General features: G+C 70.3%; 19 protein-coding genes and 2 pseudogenes. 15 read left to right on the forward strand and 6 right to left on the reverse strand.

From position 1 onward, the window contains the following. Positions 1–12: 12 nt before the first annotated feature. The 3 genes from ABD366_RS33270 to ABD366_RS33280 are packed head-to-tail and all read right to left on the reverse strand — an operon-like array spanning position 13 to position 2913. Positions 13–873: an HpcH/HpaI aldolase/citrate lyase family protein gene (locus ABD366_RS33270; protein WP_324775077.1), complete on the reverse strand. Its 861-nt coding sequence runs from the start codon at positions 871–873 to the stop codon at positions 13–15. Continuing rightward, positions 870–2087 (reverse strand): CaiB/BaiF CoA transferase family protein, encoded by a 1218-nt coding sequence (locus ABD366_RS33275; RefSeq protein ID WP_324775075.1) that lies wholly within the window; start codon positions 2085–2087, stop codon positions 870–872. Before ABD366_RS33275 ends, ABD366_RS33270 begins: the two co-directional genes overlap by 4 nt. A gap of 16 nt (positions 2088–2103) precedes the next feature. Next, on the reverse strand, positions 2104–2913 hold the full coding sequence (locus ABD366_RS33280; protein WP_324775073.1) for an IclR family transcriptional regulator: 810 nt from the start codon (positions 2911–2913) through the stop codon (positions 2104–2106). A 246-nt stretch (positions 2914–3159) separates the two neighbouring features. Between ABD366_RS33280 and ABD366_RS33285 the strand changes: the two genes are divergently transcribed. The 4 genes from ABD366_RS33285 (at position 3160) to ABD366_RS33300 (ending at position 8204) form a co-directional block, all read left to right on the forward strand. Next, positions 3160–4602 (forward strand): MmgE/PrpD family protein, encoded by a 1443-nt coding sequence (locus ABD366_RS33285; protein ID WP_344443001.1) that lies wholly within the window; start codon positions 3160–3162, stop codon positions 4600–4602. Then, on the forward strand, positions 4599–5234 hold the full coding sequence (locus ABD366_RS33290) for an aspartate/glutamate racemase family protein (RefSeq protein WP_324767838.1): 636 nt from the start codon (positions 4599–4601) through the stop codon (positions 5232–5234). The genes ABD366_RS33285 and ABD366_RS33290 overlap by 4 nt, the downstream gene beginning before the upstream one ends. Further along, a complete protein-coding gene (locus ABD366_RS33295; RefSeq protein WP_324767837.1) occupies positions 5231–6652 on the forward strand; it encodes an FAD-dependent oxidoreductase in 1422 nt (473 codons plus the stop codon). Before ABD366_RS33290 ends, ABD366_RS33295 begins: the two co-directional genes overlap by 4 nt. An 85-nt stretch (positions 6653–6737) precedes the next feature. Further along, positions 6738–8204 (forward strand): dihydroorotase, encoded by a 1467-nt coding sequence (locus ABD366_RS33300; RefSeq protein ID WP_324767836.1) that lies wholly within the window; start codon positions 6738–6740, stop codon positions 8202–8204. Between the two features lie 193 nt (positions 8205–8397). On the opposite strand, the gene ABD366_RS33305 is transcribed toward ABD366_RS33300, so the two are convergent. Beyond that, positions 8398–9276: an SMP-30/gluconolactonase/LRE family protein gene (locus tag ABD366_RS33305; protein WP_324767835.1), complete on the reverse strand. Its 879-nt coding sequence runs from the start codon at positions 9274–9276 to the stop codon at positions 8398–8400. A gap of 142 nt (positions 9277–9418) precedes the next feature. On the opposite strand from ABD366_RS33305, the gene ABD366_RS33310 reads away from it, so the two are divergent. The 4 genes and pseudogenes from ABD366_RS33310 (at position 9419) to ABD366_RS33325 (ending at position 12637) form a co-directional block, all read left to right on the forward strand. Continuing rightward, a complete protein-coding gene (locus tag ABD366_RS33310) occupies positions 9419–9787 on the forward strand; it encodes a Rid family hydrolase (RefSeq protein ID WP_324767841.1) in 369 nt (122 codons plus the stop codon). Between the two features lie 57 nt (positions 9788–9844). Continuing rightward, a pseudogene (locus tag ABD366_RS33315) lies at positions 9845–9997 on the forward strand (MFS transporter); the annotation flags it as partial. Between the two features lie 186 nt (positions 9998–10183). Then, positions 10184–10885, forward strand: coding sequence for a 2-phosphosulfolactate phosphatase (locus ABD366_RS33320; RefSeq protein ID WP_324767840.1), 702 nt, complete (start codon positions 10184–10186; stop codon positions 10883–10885). Positions 10886–11095: 210 nt separating this feature from the next. Then, entirely contained in the window at positions 11096–12637 is a 1542-nt protein-coding gene (locus tag ABD366_RS33325; RefSeq protein WP_324767834.1) for an outer membrane protein assembly factor BamB family protein, read from the forward strand. A gap of 32 nt (positions 12638–12669) precedes the next feature. Here ABD366_RS33325 and ABD366_RS33330 read toward each other — a convergent pair whose 3' ends face one another. After that, a complete protein-coding gene (locus tag ABD366_RS33330) occupies positions 12670–16008 on the reverse strand; it encodes a TIM-barrel domain-containing protein (protein WP_324767833.1) in 3339 nt (1112 codons plus the stop codon). A gap of 338 nt (positions 16009–16346) precedes the next feature. Then, on the reverse strand, positions 16347–18557 hold the full coding sequence (locus tag ABD366_RS33335; protein WP_324767832.1) for an NACHT domain-containing protein: 2211 nt from the start codon (positions 18555–18557) through the stop codon (positions 16347–16349). Positions 18558–18757: 200 nt separating this feature from the next. Between ABD366_RS33335 and ABD366_RS33340 the strand changes: the two genes are divergently transcribed. From ABD366_RS33340 to ABD366_RS33370, 7 genes and pseudogenes are all read left to right on the forward strand, one after another. Further along, positions 18758–18919, forward strand: coding sequence for a hypothetical protein (locus tag ABD366_RS33340; RefSeq protein ID WP_324767831.1), 162 nt, complete (start codon positions 18758–18760; stop codon positions 18917–18919). 144 nt (positions 18920–19063) lie between these two features. Next, on the forward strand, positions 19064–19702 hold the full coding sequence (locus ABD366_RS43625) for a MauE/DoxX family redox-associated membrane protein (protein WP_425576998.1): 639 nt from the start codon (positions 19064–19066) through the stop codon (positions 19700–19702). Then, on the forward strand, positions 19611–20153 hold the full coding sequence (locus ABD366_RS33350) for a thioredoxin domain-containing protein (protein ID WP_324767829.1): 543 nt from the start codon (positions 19611–19613) through the stop codon (positions 20151–20153). The genes ABD366_RS43625 and ABD366_RS33350 overlap by 92 nt, the downstream gene beginning before the upstream one ends. Continuing rightward, positions 20150–21397, forward strand: a complete 1248-nt coding sequence (locus ABD366_RS33355; RefSeq protein WP_324767827.1) for an ABC transporter transmembrane domain-containing protein — start codon at positions 20150–20152, stop codon at positions 21395–21397. The genes ABD366_RS33350 and ABD366_RS33355 overlap by 4 nt, the downstream gene beginning before the upstream one ends. Continuing rightward, positions 21397–22131, forward strand: a complete 735-nt coding sequence (locus ABD366_RS33360; protein ID WP_344443015.1) for an ATP-binding cassette domain-containing protein — start codon at positions 21397–21399, stop codon at positions 22129–22131. Before ABD366_RS33355 ends, ABD366_RS33360 begins: the two co-directional genes overlap by 1 nt. Then, the gene (locus ABD366_RS33365) at positions 22128–22841 is read left to right on the forward strand and encodes a S24/S26 family peptidase (protein ID WP_324767825.1); all 714 of its coding nucleotides are present in this window, start codon (positions 22128–22130) and stop codon (positions 22839–22841) included. The genes ABD366_RS33360 and ABD366_RS33365 overlap by 4 nt, the downstream gene beginning before the upstream one ends. 310 nt (positions 22842–23151) lie before the next feature. Next, positions 23152–23307: pseudogene (locus ABD366_RS33370) on the forward strand (IS5/IS1182 family transposase); the annotation flags it as partial.

Consider the following 23307-nt stretch of genomic DNA (forward strand, 5'->3'; position numbering starts at 1 on the left):
GTTCGCGTGCGGTCAGTTCGCGCGGTCCAGCACCCAGTGGGCGCGGGCCACGACCGCGGGGTCGATCAGCCGGCCGCGGTCGTCGAGCCAGGCGGCGCTGCCCGCCTCTTGGGCCTGACGCAGCGAGTCGACCAACCGGTGGGCCTCTTCGACCTCTTCGGGCCGGGGTGTGAAGGCCTGATTGACCACCGGCACCTGTTTCGGGTGGACGACGGAGCGACCGAAGAAGCCCTGGTCCGAGCCGCGTTCGGTACTGGCGGCCAGTCCGGCGAGGTCCGTCACGTCGGTCCACACGCTCTGTACCGGGCCGGTGAGCCCCGCCGCGCGTGCCGCGTTGACGAGGCGGGCGCGCGCCCAGTCGAGTGCCGCGTCACTGCGCACCCTCAGGTCGGCGCCGAGGTCGGCCTCGCCGAGGGAGAGGAGTGCCACCTGCGGTGCCGCCGTGGCGAGTTCGTAGGCGCGCTCCACTCCGAGCGCCGTCTCGAACAACAGGTGCAGGGGAGCGTTCACGTGCCGCAGCACGGTGTCGATCTCCTCGGCGCTCTCGCACTTGGCGAGGCGCAGGCCCTGCACGGGGGCGCCGGCGAGCGCGGTCAGGTCGTCCTGCCCGTGAGGCAGTTGAACCTGGTTGATGCGGAGCCACAGTTGTTTGGGCCAGGTCTTGTCCACGGCCCGGACGGCGGCCGCGCGTGCTTCGTCCTTGCGGTCGGCCGGTACGGAGTCCTCCAGGTCGAGGACGACGGCGTCGGCTTCGCCGCGCATCGCCTTGTCGAGGAGGTCGGGGCGGGTGGCGGGGACGTAGAGCCAGGACCGTACGCCGGTGGGGTGTGTGGGGGTGAGGGGTACGGGGGTGGGGTGTACCGGGGTGCTCATACGATGCCGCGTTCGGTGAGAGCGGCGATCTCGTCGGCGGTGACGCCGTACGCGCCGAGCACCTCTGCGGTGTCGCGGCTCTTGCGCCGGCCGGACCAGCGGACCGCGCCCGGGGTGTCGTCGAGCCGGAACGGCACGTTCTGGAACCGGATGGGGCCGAGTTCCTCGTCGTCCACCTCGGTGATCGTCTCCAGGGCCTGGAACTGCGGGTCCTCGAAGATGTCGCTCATGTCGTAGATGGGCGCGACGGCTGCCTGCGCCTCCTCGAACGCGGCGACGACCTCGGCGCGGGTGCGCTGGGCGATCCAGGAGCCGACCGCTTCGTCGAGCTCGTCCGCGTGCCGGGCGCGCTCGGCACCCGAGCCGAACCACGGCTCGTCGATGAACTCGGGGCGTCCGACCAGGCGCATCACGCGTTCCGCGATGGACTGCGCACTGGTGGAGACGGCGACCCACGAGTCGTCCTTGGTGCGGTAGGTGTTGCGCGGAGCGTTGTTCGCCGACCTGTTGCCGGTACGCGGCTGGAGCTCGCCGAGCTGGTCGTAGGTGATGGCCTGCGGTCCGAGCAGGGTGACCATCGGTTCGATGATCGCCAGGTCGAGTACCTGGCCGCGTCCCGTGCGGTTCCTGGCGTGCAGCGCGGTCATGATGCCGAACGCGGCGGTGAGCGCGGAGACACCGTCGGCGAGTCCGAAGGGGGGCAGGGTCGGGGGCCCGTCGGGCTGGCCCGTGATGGCGGCGAAGCCGCTCATCGCCTCGGCCAGCGTGCCGAAACCGGGGCGTTTGGAGTAGGGGCCGAGCTGCCCGAACCCGGTGACGCGGGCCAGCACGAGACGCGGGTTGATCTCGGCCAGCGTCTCGTAGCCGAGGCCCCAGCGCTCCAGCGTGCCGGGGCGGAAGTTCTCGATGACGACGTCCGCGTCCGCGACCATGCGGCGGAAGATGTCCTGGCCTTCGGCGCTGCCGAGGTAGAGGGTGATCGCCTTCTTGTTGCGCGCGAGCATCTTCCACCACAGGCCCACACCGTCCTTGCTGGCGCCGTGGTGGCGCACGGGGTCGCCCTTGGGGTGTTCGATCTTGACGACGTCGGCGCCGAAGTCGGCGAGCAGGGTGGCGGCGAGGGGGCCGGCGAACAGCGTGGCGATGTCCAGCACCTTGATGCCGTCGAGGGCCGCCGCGCTGTCCGCCTGGTGTGCGGGTGCGGTGTCGGTCATGGGGGTCCTTCCGTCATCACGGGGGAGGGGCCGGGAGGGAGGCCGTCGGCCGGCCGGGGCCGGTGGCCTTCCAGCCCAGGAGTGTGGAGAGGTCGTGTGCCGCCTCGACCACGTGGGGCGCGCACGCGCCGACGAACTGGGGGGTGAAGCGGGAGCGCGGGCCGCACACCGACACCGAGCCGCGGACGTTGCCGTCGAGGCCGAACACGGGCGCGGCCACCGATCCGGCGTCCGCCTGACGTTCGCCCTGGGAACTCGCGTAGCCGAGGTCCCGGATCGCGGTCAGCTCGGTGCGGAGCGTCTCCTCGTCGGTGATGGTCTTGTCGGTGAGAGCGGAGAGTTCCGCGGCGAGGATCTCCTCGCGCCGCGGCTGCGGCAGGAAGGCGAGGAGGCACTTGCCGGAACTGCCCGCGTGCAAGGGGAACCTGCGGCCCAGTTCCACGGTCATCTTCACCTCGTGGGTGCTGACGATCTGGTCGATGTAGGCGCGGCCACCGGGCACCAGGGCCGTGAGCGTCACGGTCTCGTGCGTCTGCCGGTGCAGCCGCCGCAGGGTGTCCGTGGCGACGGCCCGCAGGTCGAACTCGCGCAGGGCGCGGGCGCCGAGCGCCGCGGTGGTCGGACCGAGGCGGTACAGCCGTGACTCCTGGTCGAGCTCGACCATGCCGCGGGCGACGAGGGTTTGGAGGATGCGGTGCACCACCGCCTTGCTCAGGCCGAGTTCGCGTGCGATCCAGGACACCCCGAGGTCGTCGGGTCCGTCGGTGAACAGCAGGAGCACGTCGATGACTCGGCCTGCGGTCTCGGTTCCGGGTTGGGTCGTCATGGGCTCATTCTTGCCTGTTCCCTGAGGTCGTGATCCGGGGGATCCCCGCGGATCGACCTCTATCCGTACCGCTCAATGGAACACCAGAAAAACATCGACTCGGGACCTGGTCAAGGGTTGATCCCTGGTAAATATCGAGGTTACGTGGATGTAGCCGGAAGGTATTGACGTTCTTTCGGCGGCGCTGGAAGGATCGAATAACTGAAGCGTTCCGCTGTGTGGAACAACACGGAAGGAGGTGGCCCAGTGCCTGCCGGACCGACCGACGCACACCTGGCAAGGGCACGCGACCCCAAGGCCGAGGCACGGGAGCGGACCGGCGACCTCGCGCACTGGGCCGCCCGGCTGTCCTGGACCGACGTGCCGTCCGACGTGCGTGAACGACTCTGTCTGGTCCTGCTCGACACCTTCGCGGTGACGCTCGCGGGGGCCCGCACCCAGGGCCAGCGGCAGATCCGTGCCGCCTGGCCGCAGCCTCTCGGCGACGCGCCGCTGTTCGGCGCCGGTGTCCTGACGCAGGTGGACACCGCCGCGTACCTGAACGCGACGGCTCTGGTGTGCAGCGAGCTCGACGAGGGCGGAAAGTACGCCAAGGGCCACCCCGCGGGGCACGCGTTCCCCGCGATCCTCGCCCTGGCCGCCTCGCTGGGATCCCCGGGCGAACGCACCGCGCGGGCCCTGCTCGTGGGGTACGAGGTCGCCGCGCGCCACGGCCGCGCCACCGCCCTGCGCCAGGGCGTCCACCCGCACGGGAACTGGGGCGTGACCGGTGCCGCGGCAGGCTGCGCGGTCCTGCTCGGCCTGCCCGCGGAGCGGATCGCGGCGGCCATCGACACGGCGGCGGGACTGCCGGTCGCAGGACACTTCGACTCCGCGCTCGACGGCCACCGCGTCCGGGACGCCTGGATGGGCGCCGCGGCCGTGTCCGGTCTCGCCGCGGCCCGGCTCGCCGCGGCCGGCGTGGTGCGCAACACCGGCACCGCCGCCTTGTCGCTCGGCACGCTGCTCGGCGCCTTCGACGCCGACGCGCTCACCGAAGGGCTGGGCGACGACTGGCAGATCCTGCACAACTACTTCAAGCGCCACGCGTCGTGCTCGTACACCCACCCGGCCGCCGACCTCGCCCTCCAGCTGCGCCACCAGCATCTGGGCGCCCTGACGAACGCCCAGATCGGCGCTGCCGTGGCCGAACTGCGCGTGGACACGCACGCGTTGGCCGCACCACTGAACCGCACCGGATGGGACAACGGCCTGGGCGCGATGTTCTCCATCCCGTACGCCGTGGCCACGGCGCTCCTTGACGGCGTGGTGGCCCCGGCCACGGCGGACGCGACCGGAGCCGACCGCCCCGACCTCTTCGCGCTCGCCGGCAAGGTGTCCGTCGCCGAGGACCCGGAGCTGACCCGACGACTGCCGCACGAGCGCGCCACCCGGCTGACGGCGGTACTGGTGGACGGCCGGCGCGTGGAGCTCGACGCACCGCACCCCGTCGGCGACAGCGACCACCATCCGTTCACCGCGCGGACGCTGCCCGCGATGCTCGGCGCGCTGCTGGGCGATCCCGCCACGGTGGACCGCTTGCGGAGCACCGTCGACGACCTGTTCACGACCGACGACGTAGGACCGTCGCTGCGGGCTCTCGCCCCCCTCACCACCCGTACGGCCGCAGTACTTGGAGGCAGTGCATGAAGATCCTCTCCGTCACTCCGATCCGGGTGGGCGCCGACGAACTGACCCGGCGTCAGGACCGCTACCGGCGGCTCGCACCCCCGGGCGTGGAATGTGTCCTCGAGGAGATCGGCGCCGACGCGCCCGACCGGTTCGCGACGGCGGACGACATCGCCGCCTCGACCGCCGCGGTCAGCAAAGCCCTGGCGGCAGCGCCGGACGACGGCTTCGCCTTCCGGATGCCGGACTGCGTGCTCGACCCCGCCGTTCCCGTGACACCGGACGGTACCGAGATCCAGACTGTCGGCATGCTGCGGCTGAGCGCCGCGCACCTGGTCGCGACCGGACGTACCTTCGGCGCGGTCACCCGCAACCGGGCCATCGGCGACGCACTCGCCCATCGGATCGAGGAGTACGGGTTCGGGCCCTGGTTCGCCGGTGTCACGGTGCTCGACCTGGACTTCGACGCCATCTCCGACACCGCGCGGTGGAACGACGCCGTGCGCGGCGCGCTCGACGGCTTCGCGGCACGGGGCGTGCGGGCCGTGATCAACGGCTGCTCCGCCGTCGACACCGACACACCGCACACGGTGGAGCTCGTCGACCCGGCGGCCCTGGCCCTGCGCCTGCTGGCAGCGGGAGGCCGGGCATGAGCGGCGAGCAGCCGGGCGAATGGGCCGTCGACCTCGTGGTCGCGGGCGCGGGCGGCGGCCTCGCCGGTGCGCTCAAGGCCGCCGAGGACGGCCTGAGCGTGCTCGTGGTCGACCCCGACGAACAGTTCCTGCGCGGCAACAACACCTCGATGTCCACCGCGATGATCCCTGGCGCCGGCTCCCGCTGGCAGCGTGCGCAGGGCGTCGAGGACAGCCCGGAGCGTTTCCTCGCCGACATCACCGAGAAGACCCACGGCACGGCGGACCCGGTACTCGCAGGCGCCCTCGCGAAGATCAGCGCGCCGCTGGTGGAGTGGCTGGCGGACGGCGCGGGGGTGCCGCTCCAACTGGTACGTGACTTCAGCTACCCGGGGCACAGCGCCGACCGGCTGCACACCGTGCAGGGGCGGCACGGCTCGACGCTCCTGCGGCACCTGTACGAACGGGTGCGGCGTTCGCCCTCGATCGACCTGCTGATCCCGGCACGCCTCGTGGACGTCGAGCGGGACGCACACGGCCGGGTCACCGGTGCGGTCGTCGAGGATCCGGGCGGCCACCGGGAGACCATCGCCACCAGGGCCGTGCTGCTGGCGACCAACGGCTACGGCGCCGCCCGGGATCTGGTCGAGGGGCATCTGCCCGAGATCGCGGCGGCCGACTACCACGGCGGGCAGTTCTCCACCGGCGACGGTCTGGCCATCGGGCTGCGGCACGGCGCGCGGTCCGCCTTCATGGACGCCTACCAAGGCCACGCGGCGCTCGCGCGCCGGTCACGCACGCTGGTGGGCTGGGCCACCGTCATGCACGGCGCGATCATGGTCGACGCGGGCGGCGAACGGTTCGGGGACGAGACCACCGGCTACTCCGAGTACGCGGCGGCCCTCGCCGCCCGCCCGGACGCACGCGGCTGGATCGTCCTGGACCGCCGCGTCCACGACCTGTGCCTGTCGTTCTCCGACTTCCGGCAGACGGTGGAAGCGGGCGCCCTGGTGTGGGCCGAGGACCTGGACGTGCTCGCCGAGCGCACCGGATGCGACCCGAAGGCCCTCCAGGAATCGGTCTCCGAGCAAGTCGCGCTGGCCACCGGGGAGGGCGGGCACGACCGGTTCGGCCGCACGTTCTTCGAGGAGCCGCTGCGCGGGCCGTACGCGGCCGTGGAGGTGATCCCCGCCCTGTTCCACACCCAGGGCGGCCTCGTGGTCGACGGCGAGGCACGCGTACTGGACGGGCAGGGGGCGCCGATCGGCGGTCTCTTCGCCTCGGGAGGGGCGGCGCACGGCATTTCCGGGCGGGGCGCCAACGGATACCTGGCAGGCAACGGCCTGCTGCCTGCGCTCGGCCTCGCCTGGCAGGCGGCCACCACCCTGTCCGCCGACACAGCCACCCCAGGCACCACCAGAAACACGGCTACCAGCTAGAACAAGCACAGCACCGAGAGCACCGAGAGCATCTAGAGCACCAGAAGCACCTAGAGCATCAAGAACCGAGAAGGGCACGGACACCATGACCGAGCTGGATCTGCTGATCAAGAACGTCCGCCTGGTGAAGCACGACGCTTCGTCCATCCCCACCACGGACATCGGCATCAAGGACGGCGTGTTCCACCGCATCGCCCCGGACATCCCGGCGTCCGACGCGGCCGAGGTGGTGGACGGCAAAGGCCTGCTCGCCTTCCCCGGCGTCGTCGACGCGCACCAGCACTGGGGTATCTACAATCCGCTGTCCGACGACACGGCCACCGAGAGCAAGGCATGTGCCCAAGGCGGTGTGACGACAGCCCTCACGTACATGCGGACCGGGCAGTACTACATGAACCGCGGCGGCAGCTACAACGAGGTCTTCCCGCTGGTGCTGGAGGCCGCCGAAGGCCGCTCGCACGTGGACTACGGCTTCCACCTCGCGCCGATGGAGAAGGCGCACATCAAGGAGATCCCCGAGCTGATCGCCCGCTTCGGCGTCACCTCGTTCAAGATCTTCATGTTCTACGGCAGCCACGGCCTGCACGGACGCTCCGCCGACCAGAACGAGTTCCTGATGATCCCGCCCGGGGAGCGGTACGACCTGGCGCACTTCGAGTTCGTGATGCGCGGAGTGCAGGCGGCGCGCCAGGCGCACCCGGACCTCGCCGACGCCATCTCGCTCTCCCTGCACTGCGAGACGGCCGAGATCATGACGGCGTACACCAGGCTGGTCGAGGAGGAGGGCAAGCTCGACGGCCTCGCCGCGTACAGCGCCTCGCGCCCGCCGCACTCGGAGGGACTCGCCGTCACCATCGCGAGCTACCTCGCGGCCGAGACCGAACTGCCGAACATCAACCTGCTGCACCTGTCGTCACGCAAGGCGATCGAGTCGGCGATGCTGATGGCGAAGACCTTCCCGCAGGTCAACTTCCGTCGTGAGGTGACGATCGGCCACCTGCTGGCCAACATCGAGACGGCGTCCGGCATAGGCGGCAAGGTCAACCCGCCGCTGCGCCCGCAGGAGGACGTGGACGCACTGTGGGAGCACCTGGTGGCGGGCAACATCGACTGGGTCGTCAGCGACCACGCGTGCTGCAAGGAGGAGACGAAGTTCGGCGACCCGAAGAGCGACGTCTTCCAGGCCAAGTCCGGGTTCGGCGGCACCGAGTACCTCCTGCCCGGCCTCGCCGGTGCGGCGCCCGCCCACGGCCTGCCGTTGCAGAAGGTCGCGGAGCTGACCGCCTGGACGCCGGCGCAGCGCTTCGGCCTGCCCACGAAGGGTCAGATCGCGGAGGGCTACGACGCCGACGTGGTGCTCCTCGACCCTTCGACGTCGTGGACCGTGGACGCGGGCGACTCGTTGTCGGCCCAGGAGTACACGCCGTTGCAGGGGTTGGAGATCGGCGCTCGCGTGGAGTCCACGTTCCTGCGCGGCACGCAGGTCTTCGGCGACGGCAAGGTCATGGGAACGCCCCAGGGCCGCTACCTGTCGCGTCCCACCACGCGCTGAGGCCGGAGGCGCGCCAACTGCCCGCCGGGCGCCAGGGCGCAGACAGGGGTTCAAAACAGGCTCTCGGCTTGACGCTGTCCAGGATCTTGGGTTTCCCGGTGCGGCAGCATGGTCAACGGGCTCCGGCACACACCAGGGCGCATGTTGGGTACGTGTCACCGCACGCCGGATCCGGGCGCGTGCCCGAGCACGGTCACCCGGGCACGGTCACCGGCAGGGCCACGATGGAGGCTTCCCGGACGGGACGCCGCGCCTCTTCGAAGAAGTCCGGAGCCGTGCAGGCGAACAGAGTCGTGCCCTGCGCTCCGCCCAGCGCGCACGCGTACACGTTGCCGCCCGGCCGGATCTCCTGCGTGACCGTGCCGCCCTCGGTGACCCGCAGCAGTCGCGCCCCCGTGGCGTCCGCGATCCACAGGGCGCCTTCGGCGTCCAGGCACGCCCCGTCGCCGCTGACCACGAGCTGAGGCATCACCTGGGCGAACTCACGCGCGGTCGGGACCTCGCCGAACCGCGCCCAGACGCGGCGGTTCACCAGGTCTCCGCTCTCGTCGATGTCGAAAGCGGTCACCCGGTTGCCGAACGTCTCGTTCACGAGGAGCGCCCGGTCCGCAGTGATCACCATGCCGTTGGGGAACCACAGGTCCGTCGCGGCCACGGTGACGCTGCCGTCGGGGTCCACGCGGTAGAGGGCGGCGGGGGTGAGCGGTTCGCCGCCCATCAGATCGAAGCCGAAACACCCGACCCAGGCCCGGCCGACCGCGTCGACCACCATGTCGTTCGCGTACCCCTGCATCCGGTCGCCGAGGTCCGCATGCACCGACAGCACACCGTCGGGCTCGCGCCGCAGAATTCTGGCATCGCGCATGGACACGATCAGCAGACGGCCGTCGGGCAGCCACCCCAGCCCCGACGGTTGCTCGGGGACATCGGCCTCCACACGTACGTCCGAGCCGTCCTCGGCGGCCGAGAAGACCCGGTCCTGGTAGAAGTCCGAGAACCACAGACGGTCCGCACGCCAGCGTGGCGACTCGGTGAAGGCGAATCCGGAGAGCACGGTGGTGGGCCGGGGCATGTTGCTCCTCTGTGTCCGCGTCGTTCGTCGCATAGATGGTGCTGTGCAAATGTGTGGGCATACCGCATGGAAAGGTCAAGAGGCCGGAAGGCCGCTTGGACGAGAAGGGACAGGCGTGACCGTTCAGGGGTTCGGCCCGCGTATGGCGGGCGACCGGTTGATGTACCACCGTGCCGTACGCATCGACCAAGCACAGAGCCTGCTCCTCATCTCGGGCCACGAGGCGCGCGACGACGAGGGGGCCATCGCCCACAAGGGGGACATGGCCGGCCAGATCGATCTCACCGTGCGGCGGCTCGAGGAGACCGTCACCGAAGCGGGTATGACGATGGCGGATGTCGTGCAGATCCGCATCTTCACCACGGACCTGCCCGAGTGCAAGGCCCACTACGACGTTCTCCTGGACAGACTCGCGGCCCTGCACTGCACACCGGCGAGCCTCATGGCCGAGGTCAGCGCCCTCTCCGACCCCGACATGCTCATCGAGATCGAGGCGGTCGCGGCGCGCTGACGTGCGCTGCGACCGGCTTCGCCGCCGTGCATGCGCTGTGGTGGCGCGCCGCGCACACTTGGCATGCTCGCGGGCCCCGCGGTGATCGGCCCGCTGACCCACTTCATGCCGCTCAACCTGACCTTCCACCGGCCGGTTGCGTTCTACGTGATCGCGGCCTGCGCGTCGGGCATCGGGCAGGCTTCGCGGCGCCCTGATCCTGCCCCGGCTTCCGGTGCCGGTCCTCCCGCAGGTGAAGTGATCCAGGAGTGCGGCCCGTGTGGCGATGGAGCAGGCGTCTGGTTGTGGACCACCGTCGCGACGGAGGTAGCCGGCGGTGTTGCATTCCGAGACCGTCGATGTGAGGCGTATCGCTCTCCGGGTGCCTCGGGCCGGGCATACGCGATCATGACCGGAATGGACACTCGTTTCCTTGGCATCGCTGATCTGGTCGAAGCCCCGTCCGTGGCGGTCGTAGTCGACGTCATGCGTGCTTTCACCGTGGCTGCCTGGGCCTTTGCCCAGGGGGCGGAGAAGATCGTTCTCGCTGAGTCGCTGGATGAAGCCTTGGCGCTCAAGGCTCGCCACCCGGATTGGGTGGCGCTCAAAGACGGTCCGTCCGCGCCCGGGTTCGAGATGGTCAACTCGCCGGGTCTGCTGCGGTCTGTTGACCTTGGCGGACGGACCGTTGTGCAGAAGACCACGGCAGGAACGGTCGGCGCCCTCGCGGTCAAGGAGGCGTCTCTGGTCCTGTGCGCCGGCTTCGTGGTGGCGGAGGCAACGGCTCGGCTCTTGCGGACACGCGAGTGTGCCGACGTCACGTTCGTGGTCACGGGCGAGGACGGGCGAGCCGATGAAGATCTGGCGTGTGCTCAATACATTGCTCGTAGGGCCGTCGAGGCCGGGACCGATGCGGCTGAGTTCCTCCGCCGCGCCGCCGAGTCGCGCGCCGCTGCTGAGCTGGCGGAGGGGGTGCGTCAAGGAGTCCATCCTGACGACGTCGCACTCTGTCTTGAGCTGGACCGGTTCCCCTTTGCCATGGTGGCGACCTTGGAGAACTCGCTCATGGTCCTGCGTCCATGCGCCGTGCCCTCGCTGACCGACGAGGCTTCGATCTGACCGCCGGACGGGTCCAACTGCTTCTCCGGGTCGTCGTCTTGCTGCTTGTCCGGCTGGTCCTTGCCGGAGCTGGTGACGACCCTGTTCGCCTGGTCGGCGGCTTCGACGAGTCCGTCTTCGATGCCCACGGGCCCCTCCACCGTCCGAGAGCTATGATCAGCCGCCGCATCTCCGGGGGGAGAAGCGGCAGGTGACGTCCTGGGGGGCGACGTGGTGCAGAACGGTTCGGGGGGCGTCATGGTGGAGGACAGCAGACCCGCGCGCACGGCACGCGGAGCCGTATGGGGCAGGGCCTTGCTCGTGGTCGCGGCCGCTCTGGTCGCCGGACTCGCGCTGGTCTTCCACTATTTCGGCTGGACGTCGATACCGGGCAACGCGTGCGGAGGCCGGTACAGCCCCTGCCCCGACGGCACGGCTCCCACCATCCTGCTGGCGTTTCTGTGCACCTTCGTGGGCCTGGGACTGGTCGGCTGGCGGGTCGCCCGATTGACCGAGCTGCGTCCGGGCAAGGCGCTGCCCGCCGTACTCGTCGTGACGGGCGCGGTTCTCGCCCTGTGGCCGGGGTGGCAGGCGTACGCGTGGATGCGCGGTCCCGTCGTCGACCGGGCCTGGGTCGCGCCGGTCGACCGCCCGGGGAGCGTCAAGGGCGTGGGCGACTGGGTCCTGGACGGCGCGGTCGTCCGCGCCCGCAGCGACGGTCTGACCAGCTACGGCCTTGCCGACGGGCGTGAGCGCTGGAGCCTGGACGCGCCCGTGCGCGGATCGGCGTGCGCGATGAGCGACACCGTCACCGACGGCGTAGGAGTGATCGCCTTCGGACGTGAGGACGCGCCGTGCGACACGGTGTGGGGCATCGACACCGCGAGCGGCCGCAAGCTCTGGGAGCGGAGGATCAAGGCCGACGCCACCTTCGGCCGGCCCACCGACGGCAGGCTGGCCGTCGACAGCGGCATCGCCGTCGCGCTGGAGGACACCGCTGTACGGGGCTACGCCCTGCGCGCGGGTGATCCGCGTTGGACGCTCGACCTCGGTGAGGGCTGCGCACCGGTCGTCGCTTCGGCCGCGGCGGGCCGTACCCGGATGGTGGTCCAGTGCATGGACGACGCCGGGTCCGCGTTCCGTTCGCTGCAACTGGTCTCTCTGGACAGCGCGACCGGCAAGCACGTACGCCGTACCGCGCTGCCGGCCGAGAGCCACTGGGAGACGGCCATGGTCGTCTCCGCCCGGCCGTTCTCGCTCTGGCTCAAGGAGAAGGACGACCGCGGGACCGACGCGGTGCTCTCCTTCGACGAACAGGACCGCCTGCGCGGATCGGTGAAGGTCTCCGGGCGCCAGGAAGATCTGAGCCTGATCCCCTACCCCGAGCAGGGCTTCGACGCCCGGCCCGCGCTCCGCGCCGCGGTCGTCGGCGACGTCCTGGTGACCGCGGCGATGAAGCCGGGCGAGGTCGACCCGGGCGCCGTCTCCGGCTACGCGCTCGACGGCGGACGGCGCCTGTGGCACACCGGGGCGAACGGCCCGGTCACCGCCCTCACCCGGCTGCCGGAGAACCGGCTCGCCGTCCTCGCGGGCGGCCGGATCCACACCCTCGACCCCCGCACCGGACACCTCGCCGAGGGGCCGCTGATCCGCGAGGGCGCCGACGACGTCGCCGTGGCCGCGCAGCTGGTGCGCGGCCCCGACGACGGCTGGGTCCTCGTCAACCCCGAGGGGACCGGCGTCACACCGCCCCTTCTCGGCTTCGGCAACTGACGCGGAGCCCGCCCCTCGGCGGATCCCGTCTCTCAGCGAATGGTGACGGTGATCGGCGTGTGCACGCTGTGGCGCGGGAGCTTGATGGTGAGAGTTCCCGTGCCGCTGTTCCAGTCGTACGCGTCCTTCGCCAGCCGGACCCCGCGCGCGGTGACTTCCTTGGGCGCGGAGCGGGTCCCCAGAACCGAGAGCGTCCAGCGGCGGTTCTGCACCTGGCCCAGGAAGGAACCCTTCGCCGGATCGACCGTCACGGTGCGCTGCGACCCCTTCTGTTCGTAGCGGATGCGCGTCGTCGCGCTCTTGGTCTTCTGCGCCGCCGCCCCGTCGTCCTCGTAGAGGCTGTACGAACCCGAGGCTCCGCTCGCGAGGGAGAGCGTGAGGTCGGTCAGGGGGTTGCGGTCGTGGTCGGTGACGTCGTGGGAGCGCGTGGGCAGGATGCCGCCGGCCTTGATGAACACCGGCATGGTGTCGAGGCCGGTGGTGACGGAGTGCGTGGCCCCGCCGGTGTACGTCTTGCCGGTGAAGTAGTCGGTCCACTCACCGGGCGGGAACCACACCGACGTGGTCGCGGAGTTCCCGGGCGCGGTCACCGGGGCGACCAGGACATCGGATCCGTAGAAGTACTCGCTGTCCGCCGCGGCGTACGCCTGGGGCTCGTCGGGATACTCCAGATAGGTGGGGCGCACGATCGGCACACCGGTGCGGTGGGATTCCTCGGCGAGCGTGTACGTATAGGGGACCAGGTTCTCGCGGAGGTTGAGGAACTTGTCTGCCGACTTCCGCGCCGCCGTGCCGTACTGCCAGGGCAGCCGGTCGCTGTGGTTGCTGTGCAGCCGGTCGATCGGCTGGAAGGCGCCGAACTGGACCCAGCGGGCGTACAGGTCGTCGGGCAGTTTGCTCGTGGTGCGCGGCGTGCCGTTGTCGTCGTACGTCTCCGAACCGGGCAGCCCCGTCGTGTCGTTGTGGCCGCCGATGTCGTGGGTGACGGCCGCCATCCCGGTCGCCGCGGACTCGCCCGGGGTGTAGCCGACCTCGAACTTCAGCATGCCCCAGGTGGAGGAGGTGTCACCGGTGAAGTGGACGGTGGAGCGCTTGTCCGCCCACGGGCCGGTCGGCAGCGCCTGCTGCCCGCTGTACCCGCCGGCCTGCAGCGAACCGTAGGCGCGGGACAGGACGAAGCCCCGGCCGAGCGTCTTGGCGGTGGTGTCGGCGTACTGCTGGTTGATCCACGCGTCCGGGGTCACACCCGGCATCGACGACTGGGACGCGTCACAGCACCAGTCCAGCCACCAGAAGTCGTTGCCCTGCTCGTCCATGGTCCTGTGCAGGTCCATATAGGCCTTGAGCTGGTTCGGGTCGCCGAAGTCGAAGGTGTAGCAGTTGTCCTCGACACTGGCGCCCGAGGAGCAACCGCCCTTGCTGAGCTTGCCCTTGGCCGTCGCCTGAGCCTGCGCGAACTGAGGGTCGGACGCGAGGATGCTGGGATGCACGTTGAGCGTGTTGTGCAGCCCCATCGACGCGGACCAGTCGAAGAAGCCCTGCGGATCGGGGAACTTCGAGCGGTCGATCTCCCAACCGCTCCAGTCGTTCACGGCCTTGTAGTCGGTGTCGGTGACCAGGACGTCGAGCGGAACGCCCTCGGAGCGGAACGCCGGCAGGATCGTCTTCCGGTAGTCGGCGTCCGTCCGGTCGATGTACTCCGAGTACCAGACGCCGTACGCCCACGCGGGGAGCAGCGCGGGCGGCCCCGTCAAGGTGGCCAGGTCGGCGAGGGCCTGCTTGTAGTCGTGTCCGTAGCCGAAGACATAGCCGTCCTGGTACGCGGAACCGGCGTGGCCGGGGCGCGGCCGCACCTTCTTCGCCGTGGTGTCGTACAGGGCGGACGGCGTGTCGTCGAGCAGGTACCAGCCGTCCCGCTGGAGCAGGCCCGGCGTGGTGACGGGTGCGTCACCGGCACCGCTCACTCCGTCGAGGCCGCGGCGGTACCCGCCGAGCGCGATGTGCGGCGCGGGCGCCGGGTCCTTCGGGGCCGCGACGGACAGGGTGTCCACGTTGATGTGGCAGCTGGCCGGATCGGGGCAGCCGAGGGTGACGTTGTTGGACCCGGCCTCTAGGGCGACGGGCACGGACGCGGTCTGCCAGTCGTCCCAGTCCTTGGTCGGGGGGAGGTCGAGGGTGGCCTCGCTCTTGCCGGGAGTGGCCGGGTCGCCCGTGCTGATGACGGCCGAGCGCTTCTGGTGGAGGCCGTCACCACCGCTGCCGTTGGCGTAGCGCACCCGCAGGGTGTAGACGCCGTCGGCGGGCACGCCGACCACGTGCGTCGTCAGGCTCGACCCCTGGTTGAGCTCGCCGACGAAGCCGTCGCCCGCGTATCCCTTGTGGTCCGTGGCGCTGACCGCCGTGCCGCCGAACCGTGCGGCCTCCGCCTCGCAACTGGCTCCGGACAGACAGCTCTTGATCGCCGTGGTGGAGGCGTTGGGGTACGCGGCACCGGTCGGGAGCAGCGCGACGCTGTCGACATTGACGGAGCCGGAATCCTCGGCGGTCCGGGTCAGGGCGATCGTGTGGTGCCCCGCGCCGAGCCGGACGCCGGCGGCGGTGGCCAGGTCCCAGCTGTCCCAGTTCGCCGTGGCCGGCAGGCTCACCGTCCGCGCCGCGCCTCCGTCCACGGTGAGTGACAGGGTGCGGGTCCGCGTTTCACCGTCCCCGCCGGAGGAGTTGGCGTACCGCAGGGCGAAGTCGTAGGTGCCCGCGCTCTTGACATCGATGTCAGAGGACAAGGAACTGCCGGTGCTCTCGAACCCGGCGGCGAAGCCCGGCCCGGTGTGGTCCTTGTGGTCGGAGGCGCTGGAGACCCCGTTCAGCTGAAGTCCCTCGGCCTCGCACAACACACCGACCGTGCAGACGAGACGCTGCCAGGGGGCGGCGGTCACCGGCGCGTGCCCCGCGGTCAGTCGGACGGAGAGATTCTGGGCGTCGAAGGCCCCGGAGCCGACCCGGTAGCGCAGGGTCATGCCGCTCGTCCTGATGGTGAGCCAGCCGTCGGACGTCCTGGAGCTGTACGGGGTCGGCGTGAATCCGCTGCGGCCGATGGCGTTGAACGTCGGATCGTCGGTGAACTTCTTGTCGCCCGCGTACTCGGTCCTGATGAGCGTGGGGGAGAGGATCTGGAAGCGGGCGCTGCCGGAGGAGACGGTCGGGATGCGGTGGGCGGAGGGACTGTTGGCCGACGCGGATGCGGATGCGGATGCGGATGCGGACGCGGCTCCCGCTCCGGTGAGCGTGGTGGCGGCGACCACGGCGAGGCCGGCGAGGACCCCCACCTGTGGGCGTGCGCGTTTCAGATGTAGAGGTATCGAAGCGGCTCTCATACGAAACTCCGTTCTCCTGCGGGCAGTTGACTCGTCCGAGTCGTGTGCGGGGCGGTGCTGTTCCTGGTGAGCTGCCGGCCGGCCGCGTAGGCCGTGGCACTGCGCTTGCATCGTTGGAAATCGTGGCGGGGGATCATGCACTGGGCATAAGAGCACGTGGACTTACGTGGTGTCTACAACGGGACGTCGTACGAACGGCGTTGGGGCCGTTCGGGGTGCTCGGGACGGTCGGGCCGGCCGTCAATCGGCGGTCGGCGCGCGAACAGCGTCCAGTTGAGCGTCGGTCGTGTGCCGTTGCTGTTGCTGGGGTCGCTACTCCTCCGTGGATCCCGCGCTGATCACGGGGAAGGGGGCCAGGGCTGCTGGGCCAGGTGGCGTTGGAGGTCGATGTGCCGGAACTGATACATGGTTCCGACTTGACGCAACACGCCCCGTTGTCTGTGCGCGTCATCGAGGAAGGCCATCAGATCCCGGGGGACTTGCCGTCGCAGGGCCAGGTGGGTCCGGGCGACGGCGAAGGAACCCCAGGACGTCATGGTGAAACCGACTCCGAGGGCGCCTGCCAGCCCCTCCGCGGTCCCGGACCCGATTCCCGGACCGACCCCGATCCCGGCCACGAGCGCGGTGACGGGGCCGAAGACGATCCCCAAGACGGTACCCACCGCCAGCCCAGCCACGATGCCGGACCTGACACCGGCCGCGAAACCGATGCCCAGCCCCGCCAGGAAGCCGGCCGCCATAGTCTGCGGCCGCCCGGCAGCGGCTTCGCCGGCGAGCCACCCCGTGTAGAGACCCACGACTGCACCCAGGACCCCGCCCAGCAGAAGGATCGTCCGGAACGTGCGCCGGTCGGCGGCGAGTACCGCGATCGGCCCCACCTGCGTCGTCAGGTCCGGGCGGGTGATCCTGATCCCGAACGTGGCTCCGACGGCGAATCCGCTGGCGAGTGCCGTCCCGATGCCGGTGCCGACTCTCGTCGCCAGCCCGGCCGCGGTCCCGAGAGTGGTGCCGAAGAAGACTCCGGTGGTGACCCCGGACCGTGACCAGCGCAGACGGACACCGGGGGAGCCAGGTGGCTGGGCGAGACCACTTGCGACGCCACCGGCGAGGCCGATGGCCAGCCCGTATTCGATGCCGGCCGGCAGACCGAAGGCCAACGCGGACCAGACCCCGAAAGGGAGCCCGAGGGCGATGGCACACATGAGCCCGGTTGCGCGGCGGCGTGTGCGTGAGGGGAACGCTTGGTGCAGTTCCCACCAGGCGAGGTCAGGGCTTCCTGCGCGGTTGTTCTCCAGGTGCCGGGCGAGGAAGGTGAACGTGCGGTGGGCCTGGCGGGCGGACCAGCGAGCGGGTCCGGCGGCGTAGGCGGCAGGGATCAAGGCGTTGAACAAGAAGGCGTCGATGTGGGCGCGGGTGGGGAAGCCGGTCGTGTCGCAGAGCTCGTCTGGTTGCGGGGTGGGCCGGGCCGGGGGCCCGGGATGCGGCCGCGGGTTGTAGATGGTGCGGGCCAGAAACAGTCCCAGCGGTGTGCACAGGACCTGCCCGACCGGGCTGTCGGTGCCCAGTAGAGCCACTACCGCGTCCCAGCGGCGGGCCGCGGGGGTGTCGGATCCGCCGGCGTCCCGGCGCAGGTAGTCGGCCGCGTCGGCGGGCGCGAGGGGGAGCAGACGGATGCCGGCGGCCCCGTTGAGCCGTGTGACGGTGCCGTGTTGAGCGAAGGCGGCACGGTATTCGGCGATGCGGCTGGAGAGCACGACGGGTTGTCCTGGGGACAGCATGCGGTTGACTCTCTCCAGAGCAGAGGTACGCAGCGCGGGGGGCAGTTCATCGAATCCGTCCAGCAGCGGGAGGATGAGGCGGCTCTCCACCAGGGCCTGGGCCAGATCCGCCGGACCGCGGCCCACCGATGTCGGAGCGGCGGGAGCGCCGAGCCCGGGATGGCTGCGCCGCAACTGCTGGGCCAGCCAGAGTGGCAACTCTTGTCGCATCGGGTCCCAGGAGGCGAGAGAGAAGAGCACCGGTACTCGGCCTCGGTCGGGGCGCTGCTCGATCAGCTCCAGCAGGAGCCGTATCAAGAGCATGGTCTTGCCCGTGCCGGGCTCACCGAGGACGACCAGGCGCTGGGTAGGAACGTGCCGTGAGAAGACGTCCCCGATCTGTTCACCGCTTCCTCTCAGTCCGTCGGCTCCTGCGGGCCAGTGGGCGGGGTCGCCCGGCGGCCCCCCGGGCCAGGCGCGTGCGAGCCGGCAGAGAGTTGTCCATCCCTCGACGAGCCCGGGGGCAGCGGCTTGCCAGGCCACCGGCAGCGGATAGGGGTCGTTCATCCGACGGATCGCCGCCTCGGCTTCCCACTGGCGTCGCACCGCTTGGGCCAGGTCATCGGCGACCCGGGCCAGATCCGGAACCGAGGCGGTCCCGGAATGGGCGGCACGGAAACCGGCCCAGGCCAGATAGGCCGGTGCCAAAGTAGGCAGCAGCGCCGCGACCGTAGCGCCGACCCCAAGACCCGAATAGCGCGTCACCGCCAAAGCCCCGGCGATACCCAGCACGGTCAGCAGAAGGTGAAGCGAGCCCGTACGTCCGGAGCCTGAGCCTGTTCCACGGCTAGGCACGGAAACCATCATCCCGTGCCGTCCTCGCTTCGGCCGTCACCTTCTTCGCCTGTCGTTGCCTATCTGGTCCGACGGAAGCCGGACGGCAGTAATTGCACCGACCGAACCGAGTGAGTGAATTCTGGAAGGAGTTCGACATGCTAAAGAAGATCGAGGCCCTCGGAGCCGGCCTGCTGGAGCGTCTCGTCCCTGGTGTGGACGCGGCGGCCTGCGGTTGGAAGCACTGGGAGAACTGCTGGCAGTGCGGCGGTAGGCCCTGCTCTGTCAACACCTGCAACGCCGACCTGATCTGCGGCTGACGGCAAGCCCCTACCTCGCGAAGCGACGGACGGGGGGCGTCGCCTATCGGCCAACTGCCCCTCGTCGGTCTCTCGTTGTGAACCCGCGCCAAAGGTGACCCCGTGGCTTATGTGACCCTGTTGATCCGCTGCCTCATCGGAGTGGTGTTCCTCGCGTCTGCGGTCAGCAAAACGTCGAGCGGACGGTCCTTCCGCTTATTCCTGGAATCGGTAGGCAATATGCCGCTCGTGCCGCCAACCGGTGTGCGGCTGGTGGCGCTCGGCGTTATCTTCGCAGAAATCTCCATACTCGTTCTGCTGCTCTGGCCCAGCGCTGCCGCACAGGCCGTCGCATTCCTCGTCGCGGCCGGGTTGCTGGCTGTTTTCGCGCTGTCCATCGCCGTCGCGATCCGACGTGGGGCGACGACGCCCTGCCGCTGTTTCGGGAGCTCCGCCGTCCCGCTCGGCATGCGGCACCTGCTGCGCAATCTCGTCCTCGCTGGCTTCGCCGGTCTCGGCACCCGTCTGGTCCTGGACCCTGGTGAGCCGATGCATCCCGGTGGCGCCGTGATCGCCGCGGTCTCGGGGGCGGTTCTGGCCGCACTGATAGCGGCGCTTGACGACATCGTCGAGTTGTACCGCCCCGCCTTCGGTTTTTCTGGCCACCGTCCAAAGGCAGGACGGTGGCATCCGAGTCACAAGGAGATACCTCATGCCGTTCCTGTTCGCGGGTCTGCTGCTCGTGGGGACGCTGTGCGTCCTGAACCTTCTTCTCACCCTGGGGGCGATCAAGCGGTTGCGTGACCAGCAGGATCTGCTCACGGAGATCGGTAGCGGCGCACCGGGTCTCGCCCTGGGCGAGGAGATCGAGGAGTTCGCCACCTTGGCGATCGGAGGTGAAATCGTCGGCCGCGACCACATCACCGATGACACGCTGGGCGGCTTCTTCTCGCCGACTTGCGGCCCCTGCCGCAGGGAACTGCCGCGGTTCGTCGAGTACGCCGGCGCTCTGCCTGGTGGCCGCGGTGGGGTCCTTGCCGTGGTGGTCGGTACGGAGGAGACGGCCGCACCCTTCGTGCAAGCGCTTGCGCCGGTGGCCAGGGTGGTCGTCGAGGAGCCCGGCGGGGAGGTCGGCGCCGCGTTCAGGACAGCCGCGTACCCCACGGTGCTCAGGGTCGCCCCCGGCGCGGACGGCCACGTCGTGGTCACCGCCGATCGGGTCGACTTGGGCCGCGCTGCGCGGGCAGTGGCATGACGGCCGTAGACACATCCTCCGCTCGTGAGGCACGGACGCCCGGACTGCCCCCACCCGGCGGCGGTACCCGGACGACGGGCACCCCCGACCCCACCACCACCGTGGCCGAGCCGGGCCAGGGTGGTGGCACGGTGCGGGCCGCGGTTCTAGCCTGCGGCCTCGCGCTACGGGCTGCCCCCGGAGCGCTCACTTTGTTCACGGTGGTCACCCTCGTCTCAGCCGTTCTGCCGGTGGCCGCCGCCTGGCTGACCAAGGCGGTCCTGGACGGCATGACGGCGGGCGCCCCGGCCCGCACGCTGCTGGGCCTCAGCGCCGGGATGGCGGGGGTCGGCCTGGCCATGGCACTGGCCCCGCACAGCGGCCGCTACCTACGCTCCGAGCTGGACCGCGCCGTAGGCTTGCTCGCCCAGGACCGGCTGTTCGCCGCCGTACAGGGCTTCACCGGACTCGGCCGCTTCGAGGACCCCCGCTTTCTCGACCGGCTCCGGCTGGCCCAGCAAGCGGGGCGCATGTCCCCCAACCAATCCGTCGACGGCATCCTGGGCACCGTCCAGGCCACCGTCACCATCACCGGGTTCCTCGGCTCGCTGCTGGTGATCAGCCCTGTCATGACCACACTCGTGCTCGCCTCCGGCCTGCCGGTGCTCGCCGCCCAACTCTCCCTCTCCCGGCGGCGCGCCCGGATGTTTTGGGACATCGGTCCCGCCGAGCGCCGGGAGGTCTTCTACGCCGACCTGCTCACCACCGTCGATGCCGCCAAGGAGGTGCGGCTCTTTGGCATCGGCCCCTTCCTGCGCGGCCGGATGCAGTCTGAGCGCCTGTCCGCAAACGCTGCCAAGCGCATCGTCGACCGACGGGACCTCATCCTCCAGTCCACCCTCGGGCTGCTGGCCGCCGTGGTCTCCGGCGGCGGTCTGCTCTGGGCGGTCCATGCGGCCCGTGCCGGCACGCTGTCGATCGGCGACATCACCGTCTTCATCGCCGCTATCGCGGGAGTACAGAACGCGCTGACCTCCATGGCGGGAGAAATCGCCAGCACCCATCAGGCGCTGCTGATGTTCGACCACTACGTGGCCATCACCACCGCAGGTTCCGACCTCACCGTCCCGGGCCGGCCCTGCACGCTGCCCCCCTACGGAACCGCATCGAACTGCGGGACGTCTGGTTCCGGTACTCCGATACCCACCCCTGGATCCTGCGCGGCATCAACCGCACCATCCCCCACGGCCGTTCGCTCGGCCTGATCGGCCTCAACGGCGCGGGCAAATCCACCCTGGTCAAACTGCTCTGCCGGATGTACGACCCCACTCGGGGCGCCATTCTGTGGGACGGAGTCGACATACGTGATCTCGACGCCGGGCAACTGCGCCGGCGCATCGGCGCCGTCTTCCAGGACTACATGACGTACGACCTGACGGCCGCCGAGAACATCGCACTCGGCGACCTGGATGCCTTCGACGACCCGGACGCGCTCAGTGCCGACCGCCACATTCACGCCGCCGCCGGACGGGCCGGCATCCACTCCCGGCTCGTCGGCCTGCCGAACGGCTACGACACCCTGCTGTCGCGCCGTTTTTTCCCCGGTGCCGAGAAGGACCCGGCTGTGGGAGTGGAGCTCTCCGGCGGACAGTGGCAGCGCCTCGCGCTCGCCCGTGCCTTCCTGCGTGACCGGTGCGACCTGATGATCCTGGATGAGCCCTCAGCGGGGCTTGACGCCGCCGCCGAACATGAAATCCACACCGCTCTGCGGCGGCACCGCGAAGACCGCACCAGCCTGCTGATCTCACACCGCCTCGGAGCCGTGCGCGAAGCGGCACAGATCGTCGTCCTGGACGGAGGTCGGATTGTGGAACGGGGCGACCACGCCTCCCTGATGGCCGCCGGCGGCCAGTACGCGCGGCTGTTCACCCTTCAGGCCGCGGGCTACCGAGTCGGCCCGGACTCCGTCCCCACGGCGCCGGCAGGAGAGCGGAAATGACGTCCGACGCTGGCTTCCGCCGCCCGCCCCCACCCGGCCCTGACAGCCCCTCACTCCCCGTCGGCCGGCCCCGGCCCGGCCTCTCTCCTCCGCCCTCCACCCTGGCCGGGACCGGGCGCCGCCGCCCTCGTATCGTCCAGGTAGCTCCCGCCCTCGGTCTCGCCTGGCTCGCCGTCAGCGCAACGTGGGATTACCGGCGAAGGGCGCCGGCTCTGGCTGCCACGGCAGTCGTGGCCGCCCCCGCCCTGGCCCTGGCTGCCGCGGTCGTCCTCGGCCGCTGGCTGATCGTCGTCACCGTGCGGGGGGAGAGTATGCGGCCCACCTATTGCGACGGCGACCGCCTGCTCGTCCGGCGGGGCACGCAGCCTCCACGACGGGGGGACGCGGTCGTCGTGACGTCACCTGCGGCACGGCACACAGGTCACTGGATCATCAAGCGGGTGCACGCAGCCCCCGGCGACCCGGTGCCGCGCACCGCAGTCCCCGCGCTGGCGACTGTCCCGGAGACGCACGTCCCCCCGGGACAGAAGGTCCTCCTCGGCGACAATGCCGCCGCCAGCGTCGACTCCCGCCAGACGGGCTACTACCCTACGGCCACGCTGCTGGGCGTGGTCCTGTCCTCCCGGCCGGCGACGCCGCTGCAGGAGGCCGCACGACACTCTCGAATGACCGTCGCCGACATGTCAGTGCTCTCAAGGGGCCGGGCGTGAAGCGGGCATGCCGGTGCGGACCGCAGCTCACGGAAGACGGCATGTTGCTGTACTCAATGTGCCGGCGTGCGGTCAAGGAACATCTGAGTGAACTGCCAAGCACGCATAAGGAGCGCGGGCATAGCTTGGCGGGGTGCTCCAGCGGCACACCTGTGGCCCCGTGCGGCCGGCGGCCGGCGAGACACTGAGCGTTTTCAGTGTGGCCACTGATCGAGTGACGGGGCGGTGTGCGGGCGGGGCGCAACGGACAGGGCTCCCGTGCCGTTGAGGGAGGTGTTCGACGTCTCAACTCTGCAGCACAGGAGCCCTGTTGGTTCCGTATCCTGCCGCACTCGACTTGCCCCACGCGTTGGTCGAGTGGGTCACGATGCTCATCGTCACCCGTGAGGGTGACCGGCGGTGCAAGCTTCCGTCGCGCGCTGGTCGCACTCGTGTACCTGCGTCGCCACGACACCCTCGCCCAGAT

This window comes from Streptomyces kunmingensis (assembly GCF_039533535.1).
In the GTDB taxonomy this organism is placed as follows: domain Bacteria; phylum Actinomycetota; class Actinomycetes; order Streptomycetales; family Streptomycetaceae; genus Streptomyces; species Streptomyces kunmingensis.

Bases quoted from the DNA above. Each gene is read 5' to 3' on its own strand.
- ABD366_RS33295 (WP_324767837.1), top strand. From the start codon at position 5,231: ATGAGCGGCGAGCAGCCGGGCGAATGGGCCGTCGACCTCGTGGTCGCG.
- ABD366_RS33280 (WP_324775073.1), bottom strand. From the start codon at position 2,913: ATGACGACCCAACCCGGAACCGAGACCGCAGGCCGAGTCATCGACGTG.
- ABD366_RS33320 (WP_324767840.1), top strand. From the start codon at position 10,184: ATGGACACTCGTTTCCTTGGCATCGCTGATCTGGTCGAAGCCCCGTCC.
- ABD366_RS33275 (WP_324775075.1), bottom strand. From the start codon at position 2,087: ATGACCGACACCGCACCCGCACACCAGGCGGACAGCGCGGCGGCCCTC.
- ABD366_RS33305 (WP_324767835.1), bottom strand. From the start codon at position 9,276: ATGCCCCGGCCCACCACCGTGCTCTCCGGATTCGCCTTCACCGAGTCG.
- ABD366_RS33300 (WP_324767836.1), top strand. From the start codon at position 6,738: ATGACCGAGCTGGATCTGCTGATCAAGAACGTCCGCCTGGTGAAGCAC.
- ABD366_RS33310 (WP_324767841.1), top strand. From the start codon at position 9,419: ATGGCGGGCGACCGGTTGATGTACCACCGTGCCGTACGCATCGACCAA.
- ABD366_RS33290 (WP_324767838.1), top strand. From the start codon at position 4,599: ATGAAGATCCTCTCCGTCACTCCGATCCGGGTGGGCGCCGACGAACTG.
- ABD366_RS33330 (WP_324767833.1), bottom strand. From the start codon at position 16,008: ATGAGAGCCGCTTCGATACCTCTACATCTGAAACGCGCACGCCCACAG.
- ABD366_RS33355 (WP_324767827.1), top strand. From the start codon at position 20,150: ATGACGGCCGTAGACACATCCTCCGCTCGTGAGGCACGGACGCCCGGA.
- ABD366_RS33350 (WP_324767829.1), top strand. From the start codon at position 19,611: ATGCCGTTCCTGTTCGCGGGTCTGCTGCTCGTGGGGACGCTGTGCGTC.
- ABD366_RS33340 (WP_324767831.1), top strand. From the start codon at position 18,758: ATGCTAAAGAAGATCGAGGCCCTCGGAGCCGGCCTGCTGGAGCGTCTC.
- ABD366_RS33365 (WP_324767825.1), top strand. From the start codon at position 22,128: ATGACGTCCGACGCTGGCTTCCGCCGCCCGCCCCCACCCGGCCCTGAC.
- ABD366_RS33270 (WP_324775077.1), bottom strand. From the start codon at position 873: ATGAGCACCCCGGTACACCCCACCCCCGTACCCCTCACCCCCACACAC.